Genomic DNA, 19,956 nt, shown 5'->3' with positions numbered 1-19,956 from the left:
CGTACCCACCCGTCACGCAAAGGAAACCGTCACCGGCACTTCTCCGCACACCGCATCGTACGGAGCCTACCCAAGGGAGCACACCTCATGGACACCCGTAGCGAGCTGCAAGCCACCGTCAAGGCGATGATTCAACCGGGCAAGGGTCTTCTCGCCGCCGACGAAAGCGGCCCGACCATCGCCAAACGCTTCAAGACGATCGGCCTCGAATCGACCGAAGAAAACCGTCGCGCGTATCGCAACCTGCTGCTGACGACACCCGGCCTCGGCGAGTTCGTGAGCGGCGTGATCCTCTACCAGGAAACGCTCGGCCAGAAAGCCGACGACGGCACGCCGTTCCCGCAAGTGGCCGCGGCGAACGGCATCGTGCCCGGCATCAAGGTGGACCTCGGCAAAGTGCCGCTCGCGCTCGCTCCGGGCGACGAGATCACCGAAGGCCTCGACGGTCTCGCTAAACGCTTCGTCGATTACAAGCGCCAAGGCGCTCGCTTCGCGAAGTGGCGCGCGGTCTACAACATCAGCGCGAGCCTGCCGAGCCGGCTCGCGATCGAGGCGAACGCCGATTCGCTCGCGCGCTACGCGGCAATCAGCCAGGAGGCCGGCATCGTGCCGATCGTCGAACCCGAGGTGCTGATGGACGGCGATCACGCGATCGAACGTTGCGCCGAAGTGACCGAGGCCGTGTTGCACGAGGTGTTTCATTCGCTGCATCGGCATCGCGTCGTGCTCGAACATATCGTGTTGAAGCCGAGCATGGTGCTGGCCGGCTCCGAGCATGAGCAGCAGTCGAGCACCGCGCATATCGCGGCGGCGACCGTGCGCGTGTTGATGCGCACCGTACCCTCTTCGGTGCCGGGTCTCGTGTTCCTGTCGGGCGGACAGTCGCCCGAGGAAGCTACCGCCAATCTCAGCGCGATGAACCGGCTCGGCGCGCTGCCGTGGAATCTGAGCTTTTCGTATGGGCGCGCGTTGCAGGAGCCGCCGTTGAATGCTTGGCGCGGCCAGCCGGGCAACGTAAAGGAAGCGCAGCAGGCGCTGCTCAAGCGCGCGCGTCTGAATGGCGCGGCCGCGCTCGGCAAGTACGACCCGTCGATGGAAAAGGATTGAGCGCTGGCGGGCGCAGCGCGAATCGCCCGTCAGCACGCTCGTGCACAAAAACGCAGGAGCCGACACGCCAGGGGACCGGCGCGTGGCTCCTTCTGCACTTCTGCCTCAATACGCGGCGCTTACTGCCCCTTCGTATCGCTGCTCGCGTCGGCGCCCGGCATATTCGTCGAGTCGGTCATGGGCTTCTTCGACTTCGAGTGCTTCTTCATGTGATGGTGGGTCGCAGGCGTAGCCGTCGTCGCCGGGCCCGCATCGCCGCCCTCGCGTGACGAGGTCGCGGCGTTGGTGTTCGGGTCGGTGCCGGCCGGCCCCCCGCCGCCACCGGCGCCACCGCCGGCACCTTGGGCCATCGCGAGCGACGAAGCCGCGAGCAAGGTGGAAACGAGCACTGCGTGTCTGATCTTCATGGCGATTCTCCTGGGTGTCGAGAGTGTCGAAACGAAGTGGGCGCACGGCAGCCGCACGCGCAAACCTCGCACGCTTGTGAGCAAGGGCTGTGCCGCACCACAGCACGACAGGAAAAGCCCATGCACGCAATGCGCGAACGGCGTGCCGCGGCTTCAGGTGCCGCACGCCACCAGCGCATGCAATTCGTCGATATTGAACGGCTTCGAGAGGATTGCGATGCCGAGCCGACGCGCGCGGTCGAGCTCGTCGGCGTAACCGGTCATCAACGCGATCTTCTGCGACGGCCACGCGCTGCGGATCTTCTCCGCGAGGTCGATACCGTTCAGCTTGCCCGGCATCTGGATGTCCGACAGCACGAGCTCGAAGCGCTCGCCGGCGCTCAGCACGTCGAACGCCTGGTCGGCGGTCGGCTCGTGATGGACCTCGCAGCCGAAGGTTTCGAGCACCGCGGTCACGCCGGCCGCGACGTCCTCGTTGTCCTCGACGAGCAGTATGACCCCGGCCGCGCTCGGCAACGGCTGGCGCGCATCGACGCCGGCCGTTGCGGCGCGCTCGCGATAGCGCGGCAGAAACATCCGTACCGTCGTGCCGCTGCCCAGCACGCTGTCGATCTTCGCGGTGCCGCCCGCCTGCTCGGACATCGACAGGACCTGGGCGAGCCCGAGGCCGGTGCCCGAGCCGCGCAGCTTGGTCGTGAAGAGCGGCTCGAACGCGCGTCGCGCGACCGATTCGGGCATCCCTTCGCCGTCGTCGGAGCAGGCGATCAGCACGTACTCGCCGTCCGGCAGCAGCGTGTCGCTGCCGACCAGCCGATTGTTCTGGCAGCGGATCACAAAGCGCCCGCCGCGCGGCATCGCATCGCGCGCGTTCATCGCGATGTTCACGATCGCGAACTCGAGGTCGGTCGGATCGACGAGCACCTGCCACAGGCCCTCCGGTATGCGCAGCGCCAGCTCGATCGTGTCGCCGAGCGCCGCATTGATCAGCGGCACGGCGGCCGGCAGCCAGCGTGCCAGCTCGACGGGCTCCTGCTTCAGCGGCTGCTTGCGCGCGACGCTGAGCAAACGCCGTGTCAGCGCTTCGGCCGTGGCGGTGGCACGCTCGACCGCCTGCACTTCCTTCTCGAGATCGTTGTAATGCTTGAGCCGCGCTAGCTCGGTATTGGCCGACACCACCATCAGCAGATTGTTGAAATCGTGCGCGACATTGGCGACCAGATTGCCGAGCGCGCCCATGCGCTGCAGTTGCCGGCTCGACGCCTCGGCCGACAGACGCATCGCGACCTCGCCCTGCCAGCGCTCCCACGCGCGCCGCTCCGCTTCGAGCTGGCGCAGCGAATACAGCACGAGCGCCCAGATCGCGATACAGGGCACCGCCGTCAGCGCCGCGATCAACAGAAAGTGCATGCGCCACGCCGCGACGATCGACGACGTCGCGTACGCGCTCATCACATACACCGGGTAGTCGCCGACGCGGCGAAATGCGAGCAGCCGCTCGACGCCGTCGACGCTCGAATTCAGACGCACGTGGCCGAACAGCTGTTTGTCGCGCAACGCGGACATGAACGCGCTGTGCATCGACGGCCGCGCGCCGGCCGGCCAAGGCGGATAGCGCACCAGCAGATTGCCGTCCTGCCGGTAGAGTGCGAGCGCGAGCGACGGATCGCCGTTGGTCAGTTCGTGATAGAAGCGCGAAAAATATTCGTTGCGCAGCGCGACCGTGACCGCCCCGAGAAACCGACCGTTCGCGTCCGAGCGGCCGATCGCGGTCGTGAAGACGTCGACCTTCGACAGTGGGCCGAAAATCGGCAGCGAGAAATACGGCTGCGGACGCATCGCCTTCGCGGCGAGAAAATCTTCGCGCTGGCCGATCTGCACCGCCGGAGCCGGATACGCGAGGCTCGACACGAGCAGCTCGCCGTTCACGCCGAGAAGTGCGATCGATGCGACCTGCGGAAAGTCGCCGCCGATGCTCTGCAGGCGCTCGTGCAATTCGCGCTCGCGCGCACGGATCTGCGCATCGTCGGAATCGCCGAGCAGCTCGATCACGCGCGAGGCCATCTGGCGGTTCAGATCCAGCACCTTGACGGCCTGCTCCTGCGCCACGCGCGCGAGGCGGTCGATCATATCGTTCGCATCGGAGATCCGGCGCTGGTAATCGAAGTAGCCATAGCCCGCGAGGCAGGCCAACGGAAACACGATCGACACGGCCAGCACGATCAGCAACATGCGCCGTGTCGCCGCGAAGTTGCGTGACGGCATCGGCACATCGACTGCGACACGTTCTGCACGCTGCACGTTCACCTGCTCCATCAAAGTTGCATACGGTCAGGGAAGGCATTGCCTGTAAATTCGCACACCGCTGTTCGCGTGCGAATTCCCCTGCCTCGAAATTTACCGCAACTCGGCCTATCTTCCCAAGCGGGTTCGCTGCATCACTTCGCCAGGCCGAGCGGGCACATCGATTGCTGCCTTATCGCTGCTCGATGGCCAGCCCACTTCCGTTCCTGCTCGCGACGCGCCTCGATGCGCTGCGCGAGCCTTTCCATGCGCGAGGCCTCACCATGTCGACGACTGCCCGCCGCGTTGCGCGGCTATCGGAATTGCCGGCGGAGCGTGCGGTGCGCGTCACCGTGGACGACACGCCGATCCTGCTCGTGCGCGACGGCGACACCGTGCACGCGTACTCCCCGGATTGCCCGCATGCGGGGGGCCCGCTCGAAGAGGGCGCGCTGTGCCACGGCCGCATCATCTGTCCGTGGCACAAGGGCACCTTCGATGTCGCGACCGGCAACGTGCTGGAGCCGCCCCCGCTGCTGCCGCTCGATCGCTACCCGGTCACGCTCGATGGCGACGACGTGCTCGTATCGGCGGAAAAAATCGCCGCGCCGGATGCGGCGGCGCACACGCCCGCGCTCGATGCCGCGCAACGCAAGCACTACGTGGTGATCGGCGCGGGCGCGGCCGGCGCCGCCGCCTGTGCCGCGTTACGCGAGTTCGGCTTCGAGGGCCGCATCACGCTGATCGGCGACGAAGCGCACGCGCCGTACGACCGCACCTCGCTGAGCAAATTCGTACCGTCGTTCGAAATGCCACCCGCCGACGTGCCGCCGCTGTTGCCGCCCGATTGGCTGCACACGCACGGCATCGAACGGATCGTCGCGAAGGTCGCGCGGCTCGACGTGCCCGCGCGCACGATCCATTTCGAAGCCGGCGCGGGTAATGGCGGGCAGAGCATCGAGCCGCTCAAATACGACACCGCGCTGCTCGCCACCGGCAGCGTGCCGAAAGTGCCCGACATTCCAGGCTGCGAACTCGGCGGCGTGCACGTGCTGCGGCACCTCGACGATGCCGCCGCGTTGATCGACGCGCTCGGCGACGATGCATCGCAAACCCGCGTCGCGATTCTGGGCAGCAGTTTCATCGGCCTCGAAGTCGCATCCGCGTTGCGCAAGCACGGCGTACCCGTCACCGTGATTTCGCGCGACAAGGTGCCGTTCGTGAAGCAGTTCGGCGAGCGCGCGGGCCAGATGTTTCGCGCGCTGCACGAAAGCAATGGCGTGAAGTTTTATCTCGACGCGAAGGTCGCCTCGCTCGAGGGCGAGGAAGGCAACGTGCATACGGTGATGCTCGCGGACGGCGAAGCCATCGCCGCTGATGTCGTGCTGCTAGGCACGGGGGTTGCGCCGGCTACAGGGTTCGTCGAGGGACTGCCGTTGCAGAAGGACGGCGGCGTGGTCGTCAATGCCGGCATGAGCGCCGCGTGCGGTCTGTATGCGGCCGGCGATATCGCCGTGTTCTCGCTGCACGAGAACCAGGAGCCGCTGCGTATCGAACATTGGCGCGTCGCGCAGCAGCATGCGCGCATCGCCGCGCAGAACATGTGCGGCTTGCGTACCCGCTATGCGGACGTGCCGTTCTTCTGGACCTATCACTACGGCAAGAACTTCGAATACCTGGGGCACGCGAGCGAGTGGGATGAGATCGTCGTCGATGGCGACCTCGATCATCACCAGTTCATCGCGCTGTACGTGCGCGACGGCAATGTCGACGCGGTGTTCGCCTGCGAGCGCGAAGCGCTGACCGCGCGGCTTTCGGACGCGATGCGCGGCGGGCTGTCGCGCGCCGACGCGCTCACGATGATCGGCGCGACGGCCGGCAGCGCGCCGCAAGCGGCGTCGTGAGCCATCGTCTTGCCGTTCAACCTTGAGGAAGGAGCCACCATGACGACACACAAGGAACAGCATCCGCACTCGGAAAAGAGCGAACAGCAGATCGACGAACAGGTCGAGGACAGCTTCCCGGCTAGCGACCCGCCTTCGACGGGCGGCACCACCAAGATCGAACCGGAGCAGGACAAGGCAAAGACCGGGCACGACAAGCCCGCCGGTCAATAGGCGCGTGGCGGCGCGCTGCGCGCTGCCCGTGCTTCCCGAGCGCCCGCGGCCTCGCGCATTGCTGTGATCACGGCGGCCGCGGGTGGCATCTATTGCACTCCCCCATTCTCAACCCACTGGAACGACGGAAACGACTCACCATGTCAGACGAGACCGGCTCGGCCAGCGCCGGGAAGGAAGCATCCGGGCGCGATGCGTCGCGCGGCGATGCGCGCCGCGACGGCAACGACGCACGCGATGACGGCGGCAAACGCGGCAACGACAAGAACAAGGACAACGGCGACGACGACGGCCAGCAGAAAAAGCCCGGCAAAAAACCGCTGATCATCCTCGGTGCGCTCGTGATCCTGATCGGCATCGTCGGCTTCGTCTGGTGGTTCGCGACCCGCAACGAAATAACGACCGACGACGCCTACACCGACGGCAACGCGATCACGATGGCGCCGAAAGTCTCCGGCTACGTGGTGACGCTGGCGGTCGACGACAACCTGTTCGTGCACAAGGGCGACCTGCTGCTCGTGATCGACAAGCGAGACTACCAGGCCCAGGTCGATCAGGCGAAAGCGCAGCTCGGTCTTGCGAAGGCGCAATTGAACGCCGCGCAGGTGCAGCTCGATATCGCGCGCGTGCAGTATCCCGCGCAGTACCGCCAGGCGAAAGCGCAGACTTCGTCGGCGGAAGCGAATCTGCGTGAGGCGCAAGCCGCCTGGCAGCGTCAGCACTCGGTCGATCCGCGCGCGACCACGCAGCAGAACGTCGATACCGCCGACGCGCAGCGCCAGTCGGCCGACGCGAGCGTCGCGCAGGCGCGTGCGCAGCAGCGCACCGCGAGCCTCGTGCCGCAGCAGTTGCGCCAGGCCGAGGCCAGCGTCGACGAACGCCGCCAGCAGGTGCATCAGGCCGAGGCGCAGCTCGAACAGGCGCAGCTGAATCTGTCGTACTGCGAGGTGCGCGCGCCGTCGGATGGCTGGATCACGCGGCGCAACGTGCAGCTCGGCAGCTTCCTCACCGCGGGCGTGTCGCTGTTCTCGATCGTCACGCCGCAGGTGTGGATCACCGCGAACTTCAAGGAATCGCAGCTCGAACGCATGCGCCCCGGCGACAAGGTCAAGGTCGACGTCGACGCGTATCCGAAGCTCGAGCTGCGCGGCCATGTCGATAGCGTGCACCTCGGCAGCGGCTCGCGCTTCTCGGCGTTCCCGACCGAAAACGCGACCGGCAACTTCGTGAAGATCGTGCAGCGCGTGCCGGTCAAGATCATCATCGACGAAGGTCTGCCGCGCGATCATCCGCTCGGGCTCGGCTTGTCGGTTAAGCCGAAGGTGTACCTGAAATGACGGCGTCCGATGCCGCGTCAGGCGACGCATCGTCGAACTGGAAGCCATCCGCGAATCCGTGGCTGATCGCGATCGTCGTCACGCTCGCGGCGTTCATGGAAGTGCTCGACACGACCATCGTCAACGTCGCGTTGCCGCATATCGCGGGCACGATGTCCGCGAGCTACGACGAAGCGACGTGGACGCTGACCTCGTATCTGGTCGCCAACGGCATCGTGCTGCCGCTCTCGGGTTTCTTCGGCCGGCTGCTCGGCCGCAAGCGCTATTTCCTCGTCTGCATCATTGCGTTCACCGTGTGCTCGTTTCTGTGCGGCATCGCGACCGATCTGTGGCAGCTCATCATCTTCCGCTGTTTGCAGGGCTTTTTCGGCGGCGGACTGCAACCGAACCAGCAGTCGATCATTCTCGACACGTTCGCGCCGCAGCAGCGCGGCCGCGCATTCTCGATCTCGGCGGTCGCGATCGTCGTCGCGCCGGTGCTGGGGCCGACGCTCGGCGGCTGGATCACCGACAACTTTTCGTGGCGTTGGGTGTTCCTCGTGAACGTGCCGTTCGGCGTGCTGACCTCGCTCGCGGTGATGCAGCTGGTCGAGGACCCACCGTGGAAACGCAAGGGCGACCTGCGCGTGTCGGTGGATTACGTGGGCATCGTTCTGATCGCGATCGGCCTCGGCTGCCTGCAGGTGATGCTCGATCGCGGCGAGGACGACGACTGGTTTTCATCGAACTTCATTCGCACGTTCGCGGTGCTCGCGGTGTCCGGCATCGTCGGCGCGATCTACTGGCTGCTGTACACGAAGAAGCCGGTCGTCGACCTGCGCTGTCTGAAGGACCGCAACTTCGCGCTCGGCTGCTTGACGATCGCCGCGTTCGCGACGATTCTCTATGGCAGCGCGGTGCTCGTGCCGCAGCTCGCGCAGCAGCAGCTCGGCTATACGGCGATGCTCGCGGGCCTCGTGCTGTCGCCGGGCGCGGTGCTGATCACGATGGAAATTCCGCTGATCAGCAAAATGATGCCGCACGTGCAGACGCGCTTGCTGGTGGCGACCGGCTTCGGGCTGCTCGCGTGCGCGCTCGCGTATTCGCATACGCTCACGCCGGACATCGATTACTTCACGCTAGTGAAGATGCGCAGTGCGCAGTCGCTCGCGATCGGCTTCCTGTTCGTGCCGATCACGACGCTCGCGTATCTGACGGTGCCGCCGCGACTCAACGACGACGCGTCCGCGCTGTTTACGATGTTCCGCAACGTCGCGGGTTCGATCGGCATCTCGCTGTCGACCGCGATGGTTCGCGAGCGCACCCAGGCGCGCATGGCGCATCTGTCGGAGTTCATGTCGCCGCTTTCGCAGAACTACAACGATACCTTGCAACGCAACGCGCAGAGGATCGCCGACATGAATGGCATGCCGCTTTCGCAGGCGCTGCAAACCGCAAATGGCCATCTGTACACCACGTACATCTCGCAGGCGACGTTCCTCGCCTATGTCGACGTGTTCGCGTTCCTCGCGATTTTCTGCACGCTTTGCATTCCGATCGCGATTTTCTTTTCACCGGTCAAAGCGTCCGGCGGCGGAGGACATTGAAGTGAAGCTTCGTTCGAGGCGCGGCGTTCTCGATTCCGCTACGGGTTTGATTGCGTGTGTCGTCGTCGGCATGCCCGCGCTGCTGCTCGCTTCCTGCACGGTCGGCCCCGACTTTCATGCGCCGCACGCCGACGTGCCGGCGCAGTGGCACGATACCCAGCGCACCGCTGCGAGCGATGCGGCCGCTAGCGGCGCATCATCCGCAACGGCGGCCAACGTCGCTTCGGTGCCGACGCTCGACACCGATCCCGACCCGCGCTGGTGGCGCAGCTTCAACGATCCGACGCTCGACGCGCTGATCGCCCGCGCGACGCTCGGCAACCTGGACCTGCAGCAGGCGGTGCTGCGCATCGTCGAAGCGCGCACCCAGGTGCAAGCGGCGGCCGCGCAAGGTTTGCCGAATCTGCGCGCGACCGGCAGCTATCAGCGCGAGCAGCTCGGCCTCAAAGGTTTTCTGGAGGAGAACGGCGCGTTCGATAAGGTCGATCAGCTCGGCGCGCCGAATTCGCCGGCCAACAGGATCGCACCGGGCGCGGGGGCCGCGCTGCAAAACGGCGCGAACAACCTCCTCGATCAGCTCACGGCGCCGGTCAATCTGTGGCAGGTCGGCTTCGACGCGACCTGGGAGCTCGATCTGTTCGGCCGCGTGCGTCGCTCGGTCGAGGCCGCGAACGCGCAAACCGAGGCCGCGTACGAAAGCCGCAACGACGCGTTGCTATCGCTCGAAGCCGAGGTCGCACAGACCTATATGCAGTTGCGCGGCGCACAGACCTTGCACGACATTGCGGTGAGCCTCGTCGAGCAGCAAGGCGAGACCGTCGCGTTGACGGAGAACCAGGCGAAGGTCGGACTCGCGAGCCAGCTCGATGTGCAAAGCGCCCGCGCCCAGCTCGCGCAAACGAAAACGCAGTTGCCGCAATACGATCAGCAGATCGCCCAGGCGCTGAACGCGCTCGCGTATCTGATCGGTGAGCCGCCCGGCGCGCTCGAAGCGCAGCTGAGCGCGCCGCAGACCGTGCCGCCCGTGCCGCCCGTCGTGCCGGTAGGCCTGCCGTCGACGCTTGCGCGGCGCCGGCCCGACATCCGCCGCGCCGAGGCGAACCTGCATGCGGCAACGGCGAGTGTCGGCGTCGCGGTCGCGCAGTTCTATCCGGACGTGTCGCTGACCGGCAAGGCCGGCACGCGCGCGACGAATGCGCGCGATCTCGCGCGCTGGTCGCACCTGTTCTATTCGTTCGGACCCACCGTGTCGCTGCCGATTTTCGAGGGCGGCGCGCTGGTCGCCAATCTGCGGATGTCGAAGGCCGAGCAGGCCGAGGCCGCGCTCGATTACCGCAAAACCGTGCTGAGCGCGCTGCGGGACGTGGACAACGCGCTCGTCGTCTATCGCACCGATCAGGCGCGGCGCGATGCGCTCGCCGACAGCGTCAGCGCGCAGCAGACCTCGTTCGATCTGTCGCGCGACAGCTATCGCAAGGGGCTCACGAGTTTCATCAACGTGCTCGACGCGCAGCGGCAACTCGCGCAGGCACGCGAGCAATACGCTCAAGGCACGACCCAGGTCAGCACCGATCTGGTGGCGCTGTACAAGGCGCTAGGCGGGGGCTGGCAGAGCGATGCGGATGCGGCGGGGGCGGCTGGCGCGGCGGCGCCGCCAGGCAGTGGCGGATAACCGGCCGCGATGCGGCGAGGCCGCAAGGCCGCAAGGCCGCAAGGCGTCAGCCATGCTCGAACTGCGGCTCCTCAATCACCGTTCGCGTCGCATCGAGATGACGGCACGCGGCTAGCATCTGCTGCAACGACGTCACCGCGCAATCCGCTTCCAGCGACTCTTGCTGTTCCGCGCTCCACTGCTGCCTATCCTCGGGCGCCCAAAGGCCGACCACGATCGACACGTTCGGCAAGCGCGCGCGGATGCGCCGGATCAGATTGCGCAGATGCGACGGAATGCCGTCGATCTGCAGATACAGAAGGCAGACGATGCCGACGTCGTCAGCCTCGAGGCGATCGATCGACGCGCGCGACACCGCCTCGTGCGGCAGCGAGCGCGCCGCGAAGCCGTGCTTGCCGAGCAACTGCAGCAGGATGATCGTCGCGAGCGCGTCGAGCGGACCACGGCCCGGCAGGCACAACACGCGGCTCGTCGGCGCATGCCACGCGAATACGGGCTCTACGACGGACGGTTCGCTGCCCGGCTCCTGCTGCGGGCCGTGGGTCTGCTCCGGCGTGACCGTCGCGGTGCTCATGCCACTATTCGCCGCGTCGACCGATCGTGGCATCGCCCCCGTGGCCCGCGTTTCGTCGGAGGGCGCGAGCGGCCCCGCCGCGCCCCAGTTCGACTGCGTCGCGAGCGGTGCGGGTTCGCGATCCTCGTAGCCGTCGAGGCCGTCGACCAGCTCGTTGGTCGTCGATTCGATGCGCGCGAGCTGTGCGCTCGTCACGCTGCCCCTCGTTACGTCGCTGGCCGCGAGCCGCAAGGCCCCAATCGCGACTTCATCGTAATAGGCCGACAACGAGCGATCACGCAGCAGCACTTCGGCCTGCTCGATCGGTTGATCCGGATCGCCGGCGAGCGCGCGTTGATAGAAGTTTTCGACCGGCGTCAGCGGCGGCTGATCGCCGAGCAGCACGTCGAGAAACTCGAGACGCCGCACATGCCGGCCGAGCACCAGCAGACACAGCGTCAACGGTGTCGACAGGATCAGTCCGATGGGCCCCCAGATCCAGCTCCAGAAGATTGCCGCGACCACCACCGAAAACGGCGACAGGCCCGTGCTGCGCCCATACAGCAGCGGCTCGACCACCTGCCCCACTGCGAGCTCGGCGACCACGAACAGCACCAGCGACCAGATCGCCATCTCCCAGCCGGGACTGACCGCGGCCGCGAGCGCGGTGGGCAGTATCGCCGCGATCCAGATGCCGACGTAGGGCACGAGCCGCAGCAGCGCCGCCAGAATGCCCCACAGGACCGGGCTCGGCACGCCGATCAGAAACAGCCCCGCGCCGATCACGACACCAACGCCGGTGTTCACGCCGAGCTGCGACACGAAGTAGCGGCTCAGGCGCCGCGCGGTCTCGTCCATCACCGTGGTCGTGCGATGCAGGTCGCGCGAGCCGAACAGACGGATCGCGCGATCGCGCAGGTCGTCGCGTTGCAGCAGGATCACGATCGTGACGACGAACACGATGAACGCGGTTTCCAATGGACTGATGGCCGGCGACAGCACGCGTCGCGCGAGCTCGAACGGCGTGGGCACCGGCTCGCGCACTTCGACCGGCACCGCCGTCGATGCCTGCGGGCTCGCCGCGGCCGCACCGTTCGGCGCTGGTAATTGCGGCGGCTCGATCGTCGCGGGCTGCAACGCCTGCCCTGCCTCGCTCGCGAAACGGTTCAGCTTGCCGATCGTCAGGCTGTGCACGGTATCGAGCTTGTGATGGATGGTCGCCTGATAGCGCGGCATGCCGGCGGCGAGATCGGTCAACTGTGTGGCGATCACCGCGCACAACAGCGCGATGACCGACACCGAGATCAGCACCGCCGCGCACACCGACGCGACATGGCCGAGTTTGAGCCGGGCCAGTGCATCGGCGAGCGGCGCGACGAGAAAGCTCAACAGGATCGCGAGCGTGATCGGAATCATCACCGCGCTCGCGAAGTACAGGCATGCGACCGCGATCACCGCGACGACGAATGTAACGAGGCCCTCGATACCGAATGCGGCGGTCGCTGCCTGAATACGCGCGGCGGGGCTCGTGGCGCGCGGCTCGGGTGTGTCGTTCATCTCGTGGAGGAAGATCGGGCATGGGAAAGCGGTCCCTGAGCCGCGCGCGATGCGCCGGCTCAGAGTCCCGTTACTCGCGAAGGCTAAGTAACGCCTATTTCATCGTGTCGCCCGACACCGGTCCGCTCTCGACCGGTGGTGCCTCCTTCTCGATCTCACTGCGCGCCTGCTCCCAGTATTGCTCGGGCGTGCCCTTCGGCTCGGCCGCCTGCTCCCACAGATAGTAGGCGCGCGTGCGGATCTGCTCGTCGACGCTCGGTTCCTGTTCCATTTGTTCACCCCAGCTTGGCTGTTTGCGTTCGCGCGTCTATCGTCGCGAAGATCGGAGACACGTGCGTGTCGTCAACCACAGAGGGAGCAAACCTTGTACCCGGCCTGCGGCCCGCTTTTACCACGGAGTGCGACGGAACTGGCGTCGCTCGCTCACCCGGACTAGCCTGGCGATGAGTCGCCTTCGTCGGAAGTCAACTGCTCTTCGAGGCGGTCGAATACGCGCTGCGTCGCGCGGCTCGGCGCTTCGAGCGCGAACAGCAGCAGCGAGCGGCCCGTCACCTGGTAGGCATCGCCCGCGCTGAATTGCGGCAGCTCGGCGCGCACCGGCATGTTGGTATCGACGAGGCAGGTCCAACGCTCGCCCTCGGGAATGTCGGGCAGCGTGAAATTGACGACGTCGTGATGCGCGTTCAGCACCAGCAGCAAGGTCGCGTCGGACGCGAGACGGCGAATGCCGCTCGCCTGCGCGCGGCCATCGATCACGAGGCCGAAGCAGCGCATCGCCGGATCGGCCCATTGCTCGGCCGTGATGTCGGTGCCGTCCGGCGATAGCCAGCGCGTGTCGGTCACGTCGAGCGTCTCGTTGTATTCGCCGGTCAGAAACCGGCCTCGCCGCAGCACCGGCAAGCGGTGGCGCAGCGTGGTCAGCTTGCGCACGAACTCGGTCAGCGCGCGGCCGTCGTCGTCGATCGCATCCCAATCGACCCAGCTGATCTCGTTGTCCTGGCAATACGCATTGTTGTTGCCCTGCTGCGTGCGGCCGAATTCGTCGCCGGCGAGGACCATCGGCGTGCCCTGCGACAGCAGCAGCGTCGCGAGCAGATTGCGCTTCTGGCGCTCGCGTTGCTGGCGGATGTCGGCGTCGTCGGTCGGTCCTTCGACGCCCATGTTCCACGACCGGTTGTCCGCATGGCCATCGCGGTTGTCCTCGCCGTTTGCGTCGTTGTGCTTGTCGTTGTACGAGACCAGATCGTTCAGCGTGAAGCCGTCGTGCGCGGCGATGAAGTTCACGCTCGCCCACGGCCGCCGGCCGCGGTGATTGAACTTGTCGCCCGACGCGGTGATGCGTGTCGCGAGATCCGCGGCGGTGCTTTCGTCGCCCTTCCAGTAGGCGCGCGCGGTGTCGCGGAAGCGATCGTTCCATTCGGCCCAGCCCGGCGGAAAACCGCCCACCTGATAGCCGCCCGGGCCGCAATCCCACGGCTCGGCGATCAGCCGGATGCTGGAGAGCACCGGGTCCTGGCGGCAGCTGTCGAGAAAGCCGCCGCCTTCGTCGAAGCCGTGATCTTCGCGGCCGAGGATCGTCGCGAGATCGAAGCGGAAACCGTCCACTTTCATTTCGGTGACCCAGTAGCGCAGACTGTCGGTCACCATCTGCAGCACACGCGGATGCGACAGGTTCAACGTGTTGCCGGTGCCGGTGTCGTTGATGTAGTAGCGCGGCTCGTCGGGCATCAGCCGGTAGTACGACGCGTTGTCGATGCCCTTGAACGAGATCGTCGGGCCGCGTTCATTGCCTTCGGCCGTGTGGTTGTACACGACGTCGAGTATCACTTCGAGGTCGGCCTGGTGAAAGCGGTCGACCATCTCCTTGAACTCGCCGACCGACTCGGTCGTTGACGCGAAGAAACGCGGATCGGCCGCGAAAAAGCCGATCGTGTTGTAGCCCCAGTAGTTCGTCAGGCCCTTGTCGAGCAGATGTTTGTCGTTGACGAAGGTCTGGATCGGCATCAGCTCGACCGAGGTCACGCCGAGACTGCGGATGTGATCGAGCACCGGCTGCTGCGCCAAACCCGCGAACGTGCCGCGCAAACGCTCGGGCACTTGCGGATGACGTTTCGTATAGCCGCGCACGTGCGTCTCGTACAGAATCACCCGCTCCCACGGCAGCGCGTTGCGCTCCGGATGACCCCACGAAAAATTCGCGTCGACCACCTTGCATTTCGGCACGAAGGGCGCGCTGTCGCGCTCATCGAATGACAGGTCCAGCTCTTCCGAATCGAGCGTATAGCCGAAAATTTCCGGCGCCCATTTCAGCTCGCCGATGTGCGCCTTCGCATACGGATCGAGCAGCAGCTTGTTCGGATTGAAGCGATGCCCGTTCTGGGGCTCGTAGGGGCCATGCACGCGATATCCATAGACGGCACCCGGTTTCAGATTCGGTACGAACACATGCCATACCTCGTCGGTGTACTCGGGCAGTTCGATGCGTTCGAGTTCGTGCTGGCCGGATTCGTCGAACAGACACAGTTCGACCTTCGTCGCGTGCGCGGAGAACAGCGCGAAGTTGACGCCGTTGCCGTTCCATGTCGCGCCGAGCGGAAATGGCGTGCCTTCGGAAATTCGCGTCGAGTAGCTGGCTGGGGATGACATAAGTGTTCTCAGTGGATGCAAGGAGGCTGGTATCTCGGGGGCATGCATGTGTTTTTTTCAACTGCCTTCCCACGTGTTCCGGGCTGCTCGCTATTGAAGTTTAGGCATTCGGGGCGAACGCGCCGGACATTGCACAGCGCGCGCCCAGCAGGCGAGTTCGAACAGCAACTTTTGGGCCTGACGGGCTTGCTTTCCCTCAGGTCAAAAGTCGCGGCATGAGATTTGCAGCATTTCGGCAAGGCGCACGCGTTCCGCGCCATCGAAAAGCCACGACAGCAATCAGGGAGAACACAGATGATGCGCAACACGCAGATCGAACCGCTGGCCGCTTTCGCATCGCTTCTCGCCGCCATTACGCTGATTTCCGCGTTGGGTCCGTGCGGCAACGCGCTCGCGCAAGGCGCTCCGCAAGCGATCACCGAAAAACGCACCGACGTCGTGCAGCTCGCGAGCGGATATCGCGCGTCGAAGCTGTCGGGCGCGGACGTGTACAACCGCAACAAGGACAATATCGGCACGCTCGACGATCTGATCGTATCGCCGGGCACCGAGCGCACCACCTACGCGATCCTGTCGGTCGGCGGCTTTCTCGGCGTGGGCAAGCATCTGGTCGCCGTGCCGTTCAATGATCTGCAGATCGACAACCGGCGTGTCGTGCTGCCCGACGGGACGAAGAAATCGCTCGAGGCGTTGCCGGAGTTCAAGTACGCGGATTGAGGGCGGCGCTGCCGCGTCGAATCGATCGACGCGGCTACGGACCGTCAGCCGAGCAGCTTGTCGGGTGTAATCGGCAAATCGCGGATGCGTTTGCCGGTCGCATGCCAGATCGCGTTGCAGACCGCCGCGGCCACGCCCACCACGCCGATTTCGCCGACGCCTTTGACGCCGAGCGGATTGACGATGTCGTCACGCTCGTCGACGAATAGCACGTCGATCTCGTGAATGTCGGCATTCACGGGCATATGGTATTCGGCGAGATTGTGATTCATCTGCCGTCCGAGCACGTGATCGAACTGGCCGTGCTCGTGCAGCGCCATGCTGATGCCCCACACGACGCCGCCCGCGATCTGATTGCCCGCCGTCTTCGGATTGACGATGCGCCCCGCCGCGACCGCGCTGACCACGCGCGTCACGCGCACGGTGCCGAGCGCTTCGTCGACCCGCACTTCGGCGAACACCGCCGAATGCGTGCCCATCGAATATGCCTGCTGCTTGACGTGCGGCTCCACGCTCGCCTGCTCCTCGAGTTCATCGAGTCCGGCGCGCTCGAGCAGCGTCGCGATCGCGATCGAGTCGTCCGCGTGCGGGCCGCACACGAGCCGGTTGCGCTCGCGCCGCACTGCTTCGCGATCCACCGACGCGAAGCGCGCACCGCCATGTTCGCGCGCGAGTTCGAAGAGACGATTGTGCAGGCGCGTGCAGGCCGCATCGACAGCGCTGCCCACCGACGACACCGTCCACGATCCGCCCTCGATCGGCGCCTTCGGCAGCCGCGTATCGCCGAGTTCGAAGCTGACGTCCGCGAGCGGCACGCCGAGCGCATCGGCGGCGATCTGCGTCATCGCGGTGTAGGTGCCGGTGCCGATATCGGCGGTCGAGCTCGACACCCTGACGCAGCCATCGGGCGTCAGCACCGCACGGGCGGCCGCTTTGTTCTGCATCGCGTCCCATGCACCGGTCGCCATGCCCCAGCCGATCAACTCGTTGCCTTCGCGGCGTGCACGCGGTTCGAGCGGCCGCCCGGCCCAGCCGAAGCGCGCCGCGCCTTCGCGATAGCAGTCGCGCAGCGCCTTGCTCGAAAACGGCAGGTTCTTGTTCGCGTCGCGCTCCGCGTAGTTGACGAGCCGCAATTCGAGCGGGTCCATCCGCAATGCCTCGGCGAGCTCGTCCATCGCGACTTCGAGCGGAAAGAGCCCTTGGGTCGCGCCGGGCGCGCGCATGTCGGCCGGCGTCGGCACGTCGAGCTTCGCGACCTTGTAGCCCATCGACACGTTGTCGCATCGATACAGCTGCCCGGCCCAGTTGACCACCACGTCGCAGAACTCCTCGTAGCGCGAAGTTTCCGACACCGCCTCGTGGATCACCGCCTGCAGGCGGCCATCGGCCGACGCGCCGAGCGCGACGCGCTGCACCGATTGCGGCCGATGCGCGAAGGTGAACATCTGCTGCCGGGTCAGCGTGACGCGCACGGGCTTCTTCAGTTCGCGCGCGGCCATCACCGCGAGCGCCAGATGATATTGCGGCCGCAAGCCGGAGCCGAACGCGCCGCCGACGAACGGCGACACCACCTGCACTTCGTCGTCTTTCAAACCGAACACGCGCTGCAGATAGCCCTTCGTATTGACGACGCCCTGAGTCTTCTCGTAGACGGTCAAGTGTCCTCGCGCATCGGGCACGACGGTGCAGCCGTGCATTTCCATCGGATTGTGGTATTGCGCGGGCGTGGTGTAGAACGCGTCTACGCGCACCTTGGCATCGGCCAGCGCTTTGCGCGGCTCGCCGCGCTCGGGCGGCGGCGGATCGAAGCCGCCCTTCTCCGCCGACGGCGGCACGGCGCTCATCAACGCCGCCTCGATATCGGTCTGATGAGAAGCGACCTCGTAGCGCACCCGCACCAGCGACGCCGCGTAGCGCGCGAGTTCGAGCGACTGCGCGACCACCAGAGCGACCGGCTGCCCGCTGTACCACACGCGCTCGTCCCACAGCGGTCTCAATGGCGTGCCGGCCGGCGCGATCATGTCCTTGAACGCATCGACGTCCGATGGCAGCGCCGGGCGCTTGCGATGCGTGAGCACGAGCAGCACCCCGGGCAGCGCTTCGGCGGCCGAGGTATCGATCGAGACGATCTTGCCCGAAGCGATCGTGCCCGACACGACGACGCCATATACGAGCCCTTCGGCGCAGAACTCGGCCGCATATTGCGCGGCGCCGGTCACTTTGGCGAGGCCGTCGACACGCGAGTGCGGCACGCCGATCGCGTGTTTCGTGCTGCCTGTCGATGGCAAGGTTTCGGCACGGTTCATCGTGCGGCCTCCTCGAACGAACGTTGTGTGGCCTCGCCGAAGGCGCGCACGATCACGCGCGCCGCGAGTTCGATCTTGAACGCGTTGTCGCGCTGGGGGCGCGCATCGCGCAGCAGCGCCGCCGCGAAATCGCGCAAGGTCCGCGCGTTCAGCGTCTCGCCGCGCAGTGCGGCTTCGGCGGCGGGATCGCGCCACGGCTTGTGCGCGACGCCGCCGAGCGCGCAACGCGCATCGACGATGCGCGAGTCGTCATCCAGTTCGACACCGACCGCGGCCGACGCGAGCGCGAACGCATACGATGCGCGGTCGCGCACCTTCACGTAGGCGTGATGCGCCGAAAAGCCTTGCGGCGGCAATTCGATCGCGGTGACGAGTTCGTCGTCGCGCAAGTTGGTATCGATATGCGGCGTGTCGCCCGGCAGCCGGTGAAAATCCGCGAACGGCAGCGTGCGTGCGCCGTCGTTGCCGATCAGATGCACGGTGGCGCCGAGCGCCGCCAACGCGACGCACATATCGGACGGATGCACGGCGATGCAGTGTTCGCTCGCGCCGAGGATCGCGTGAATGCGGTTCACGCCGTGCAGCGCCGGGCAGCCGCTGCCGGGTTCGCGTTTGTTGCACGGCGTGCCCACGTCGTAGAAGTAGTAGCAGCGCGTGCGTTGCAGCAGATTGCCGCCGACCGTCGCGACATTGCGAATCTGCGGCGACGCGCCGGCCAGGATCGCTTTCGCAAGCAGCGGGTAGCGCGCTGCGACGGTATCGTCATACGCGAGCGCGCTGTTCGTTACCAGCGCGCCGATCATCAGGCCGCCTTGCGCCGACGCTTCGATCCGCCTGAGCGGCAAACGGTTGATGTCAATGAGCACAGCCGGCCGCGCCACGTCTTCGCGCAGCAGGTCGACGAGATTCGTGCCGCCCGCGATGAACGCGGCGGCTTTGTCCGACCGATGCCGTTCGAGCGCATCCTGCACCGCCTCCGCGCGCGTGTACGAGAAGCGGTTCATGGCCGCGCTCCGCGTTGACTCGCGACCGCACTGGCTTGCCTTGCATCCTCGACGCCGAAATGCGCCGCGTCGAGAATCGCGGCGACGATATTCGTATATGCGCCGCAGCGGCACAGATTGCCGCTCATCTGCTCGCGCACGTCGTCCGCGCAGCGCGCATGGCCTTCTTCGAGCATCGCGTACGCCGAGCAGATTTGCCCCGGCGTACAGTAGCCGCACTGGAACGCATCATGTTCGATGAACGCTTGCTGCAATGGATGCAACGTATCGCCGTTCGCGAGACCTTCGATCGTCGTGATCGATGCACCGTCGTACATGACCGCGAGCGCGAGACAGGTATTGATCCGCTGACCATTGACGAGCGCCGTGCACGCGCCGCATTGGCCGTGATCGCAGCCCTTCTTGGTGCCGGTCAGGTGCGCATGCTCGCGCAGCAGATCGAGCAGCGAGGTCCACGCTTGAACGTCGAAGTGGCGCGTCTCGCCGTTGATCTCGAACGTCAATGCATGCGACGCGGGCGCGTCGGCCTGCGCGGTTTCAGCATCGGGGGTAGCCATCGGATTTCCTCCTCACAAGGCGTCGCGCAAGCAACGCGGCGCGCGACGAAACTCCATGCAACTCGAACCCATGCAAAACGGCGGCAGCGCGCGAGCGCGATGCCGCCGCG

General features: G+C 66.0%; 15 protein-coding genes. 7 read left to right on the top strand and 8 right to left on the bottom strand.

Translation table 11 applies throughout. From position 1 onward, the window contains the following. Positions 1-87: 87 nt before the first annotated feature. Positions 88-1,107, top strand: a complete 1,020-nt coding sequence (locus AB4Y34_RS27080) for a class I fructose-bisphosphate aldolase (RefSeq protein ID WP_368717758.1) — start codon at positions 88-90, stop codon at positions 1,105-1,107. A 119-nt stretch (positions 1,108-1,226) separates the two neighbouring features. Here the strand turns inward: AB4Y34_RS27080 and AB4Y34_RS27075 are convergent, their stop codons facing one another. After that, a complete protein-coding gene (locus AB4Y34_RS27075; RefSeq protein WP_176381503.1) occupies positions 1,227-1,514 on the bottom strand; it encodes a hypothetical protein in 288 nt (95 codons plus the stop codon). Positions 1,515-1,667: 153 nt separating this feature from the next. Then, on the bottom strand, positions 1,668-3,812 hold the full coding sequence (locus AB4Y34_RS27070; protein ID WP_368717757.1) for a response regulator: 2,145 nt from the start codon (positions 3,810-3,812) through the stop codon (positions 1,668-1,670). Between the two features lie 266 nt (positions 3,813-4,078). Here AB4Y34_RS27070 and AB4Y34_RS27065 point away from each other — a divergent pair, with 266 nt between their 5' ends. The 5 genes from AB4Y34_RS27065 (at position 4,079) to AB4Y34_RS27045 (ending at position 10,506) form a co-directional block, all read left to right on the top strand. Continuing rightward, complete coding sequence (locus AB4Y34_RS27065; RefSeq protein WP_368717807.1) at positions 4,079-5,698, top strand: FAD-dependent oxidoreductase; 1,620 nt, start codon at positions 4,079-4,081, stop codon at positions 5,696-5,698. Between the two features lie 39 nt (positions 5,699-5,737). Beyond that, positions 5,738-5,911: a hypothetical protein gene (locus AB4Y34_RS27060; protein WP_184227466.1), complete on the top strand. Its 174-nt coding sequence runs from the start codon at positions 5,738-5,740 to the stop codon at positions 5,909-5,911. 140 nt (positions 5,912-6,051) lie between these two features. Beyond that, positions 6,052-7,248 (top strand): HlyD family secretion protein, encoded by a 1,197-nt coding sequence (locus AB4Y34_RS27055; RefSeq protein WP_368717756.1) that lies wholly within the window; start codon positions 6,052-6,054, stop codon positions 7,246-7,248. Beyond that, complete coding sequence (locus tag AB4Y34_RS27050) at positions 7,245-8,834, top strand: DHA2 family efflux MFS transporter permease subunit (RefSeq protein ID WP_368717755.1); 1,590 nt, start codon at positions 7,245-7,247, stop codon at positions 8,832-8,834. The genes AB4Y34_RS27055 and AB4Y34_RS27050 overlap by 4 nt, the downstream gene beginning before the upstream one ends. Positions 8,835-8,904: 70 nt before the next feature. Next, positions 8,905-10,506 carry an efflux transporter outer membrane subunit gene (locus AB4Y34_RS27045; RefSeq protein ID WP_368717806.1) on the top strand — a complete coding sequence of 534 codons (1,602 nt, stop codon included), beginning with the start codon at positions 8,905-8,907 and terminating at the stop codon, positions 10,504-10,506. Between the two features lie 46 nt (positions 10,507-10,552). Here the strand turns inward: AB4Y34_RS27045 and AB4Y34_RS27040 are convergent, their stop codons facing one another. The 3 genes from AB4Y34_RS27040 to glgX all read right to left on the bottom strand — a co-directional run bounded on the left by AB4Y34_RS27040 (position 10,553) and on the right by glgX (position 15,262). Next, positions 10,553-12,616 (bottom strand): AI-2E family transporter, encoded by a 2,064-nt coding sequence (locus AB4Y34_RS27040; RefSeq protein ID WP_368717754.1) that lies wholly within the window; start codon positions 12,614-12,616, stop codon positions 10,553-10,555. 94 nt (positions 12,617-12,710) lie between these two features. Next, positions 12,711-12,887: a DUF2934 domain-containing protein gene (locus tag AB4Y34_RS27035; RefSeq protein ID WP_176105945.1), complete on the bottom strand. Its 177-nt coding sequence runs from the start codon at positions 12,885-12,887 to the stop codon at positions 12,711-12,713. Positions 12,888-13,048: 161 nt separating this feature from the next. Next, positions 13,049-15,262, bottom strand: a complete 2,214-nt coding sequence (gene glgX / locus AB4Y34_RS27030; RefSeq protein WP_176381513.1) for a glycogen debranching protein GlgX — start codon at positions 15,260-15,262, stop codon at positions 13,049-13,051. 294 nt (positions 15,263-15,556) lie between these two features. On the opposite strand from glgX, the gene AB4Y34_RS27025 reads away from it, so the two are divergent. Next, positions 15,557-15,979, top strand: coding sequence for a PRC-barrel domain-containing protein (locus tag AB4Y34_RS27025; RefSeq protein WP_368717753.1), 423 nt, complete (start codon positions 15,557-15,559; stop codon positions 15,977-15,979). A gap of 44 nt (positions 15,980-16,023) precedes the next feature. On the opposite strand, the gene AB4Y34_RS27020 is transcribed toward AB4Y34_RS27025, so the two are convergent. The 3 genes from AB4Y34_RS27020 to AB4Y34_RS27010 are packed head-to-tail and all read right to left on the bottom strand — an operon-like array spanning position 16,024 to position 19,846. After that, positions 16,024-18,285 (bottom strand): xanthine dehydrogenase family protein molybdopterin-binding subunit, encoded by a 2,262-nt coding sequence (locus AB4Y34_RS27020; RefSeq protein ID WP_368717752.1) that lies wholly within the window; start codon positions 18,283-18,285, stop codon positions 16,024-16,026. Then, positions 18,282-19,289: a xanthine dehydrogenase family protein subunit M gene (locus tag AB4Y34_RS27015; RefSeq protein WP_368717751.1), complete on the bottom strand. Its 1,008-nt coding sequence runs from the start codon at positions 19,287-19,289 to the stop codon at positions 18,282-18,284. Before AB4Y34_RS27015 ends, AB4Y34_RS27020 begins: the two co-directional genes overlap by 4 nt. Continuing rightward, positions 19,286-19,846 carry a (2Fe-2S)-binding protein gene (locus tag AB4Y34_RS27010; protein WP_368717750.1) on the bottom strand — a complete coding sequence of 187 codons (561 nt, stop codon included), beginning with the start codon at positions 19,844-19,846 and terminating at the stop codon, positions 19,286-19,288. Before AB4Y34_RS27010 ends, AB4Y34_RS27015 begins: the two co-directional genes overlap by 4 nt. Positions 19,847-19,956: the final 110 nt, after the last annotated feature.

Origin of the sequence: Paraburkholderia sp. BR10954, assembly GCF_040965775.1 — a bacterium.
GTDB classification, from domain to species: Bacteria; Pseudomonadota; Gammaproteobacteria; order Burkholderiales; family Burkholderiaceae; genus Paraburkholderia; species Paraburkholderia youngii.
The sequence above is the reverse complement of the archived record's forward strand: the minus strand, read 5'-3'. Positions and strand labels throughout refer to the sequence as shown.

Bases quoted from the DNA above. Each gene is read 5' to 3' on its own strand.
- AB4Y34_RS27080 (WP_368717758.1), top strand. From the start codon at position 88: ATGGACACCCGTAGCGAGCTGCAAGCCACCGTCAAGGCGATGATTCAA.
- AB4Y34_RS27075 (WP_176381503.1), bottom strand. From the start codon at position 1,514: ATGAAGATCAGACACGCAGTGCTCGTTTCCACCTTGCTCGCGGCTTCG.
- AB4Y34_RS27065 (WP_368717807.1), top strand. From the start codon at position 4,079: ATGTCGACGACTGCCCGCCGCGTTGCGCGGCTATCGGAATTGCCGGCG.
- AB4Y34_RS27060 (WP_184227466.1), top strand. From the start codon at position 5,738: ATGACGACACACAAGGAACAGCATCCGCACTCGGAAAAGAGCGAACAG.
- AB4Y34_RS27055 (WP_368717756.1), top strand. From the start codon at position 6,052: ATGTCAGACGAGACCGGCTCGGCCAGCGCCGGGAAGGAAGCATCCGGG.
- AB4Y34_RS27050 (WP_368717755.1), top strand. From the start codon at position 7,245: ATGACGGCGTCCGATGCCGCGTCAGGCGACGCATCGTCGAACTGGAAG.
- AB4Y34_RS27045 (WP_368717806.1), top strand. From the start codon at position 8,905: ATGCCCGCGCTGCTGCTCGCTTCCTGCACGGTCGGCCCCGACTTTCAT.
- AB4Y34_RS27040 (WP_368717754.1), bottom strand. From the start codon at position 12,616: ATGAACGACACACCCGAGCCGCGCGCCACGAGCCCCGCCGCGCGTATT.
- AB4Y34_RS27035 (WP_176105945.1), bottom strand. From the start codon at position 12,887: ATGGAACAGGAACCGAGCGTCGACGAGCAGATCCGCACGCGCGCCTAC.
- glgX (WP_176381513.1), bottom strand. From the start codon at position 15,262: ATGTCATCCCCAGCCAGCTACTCGACGCGAATTTCCGAAGGCACGCCA.
- AB4Y34_RS27025 (WP_368717753.1), top strand. From the start codon at position 15,557: ATGATGCGCAACACGCAGATCGAACCGCTGGCCGCTTTCGCATCGCTT.
- AB4Y34_RS27020 (WP_368717752.1), bottom strand. From the start codon at position 18,285: ATGAACCGTGCCGAAACCTTGCCATCGACAGGCAGCACGAAACACGCG.
- AB4Y34_RS27015 (WP_368717751.1), bottom strand. From the start codon at position 19,289: ATGAACCGCTTCTCGTACACGCGCGCGGAGGCGGTGCAGGATGCGCTC.
- AB4Y34_RS27010 (WP_368717750.1), bottom strand. From the start codon at position 19,846: ATGGCTACCCCCGATGCTGAAACCGCGCAGGCCGACGCGCCCGCGTCG.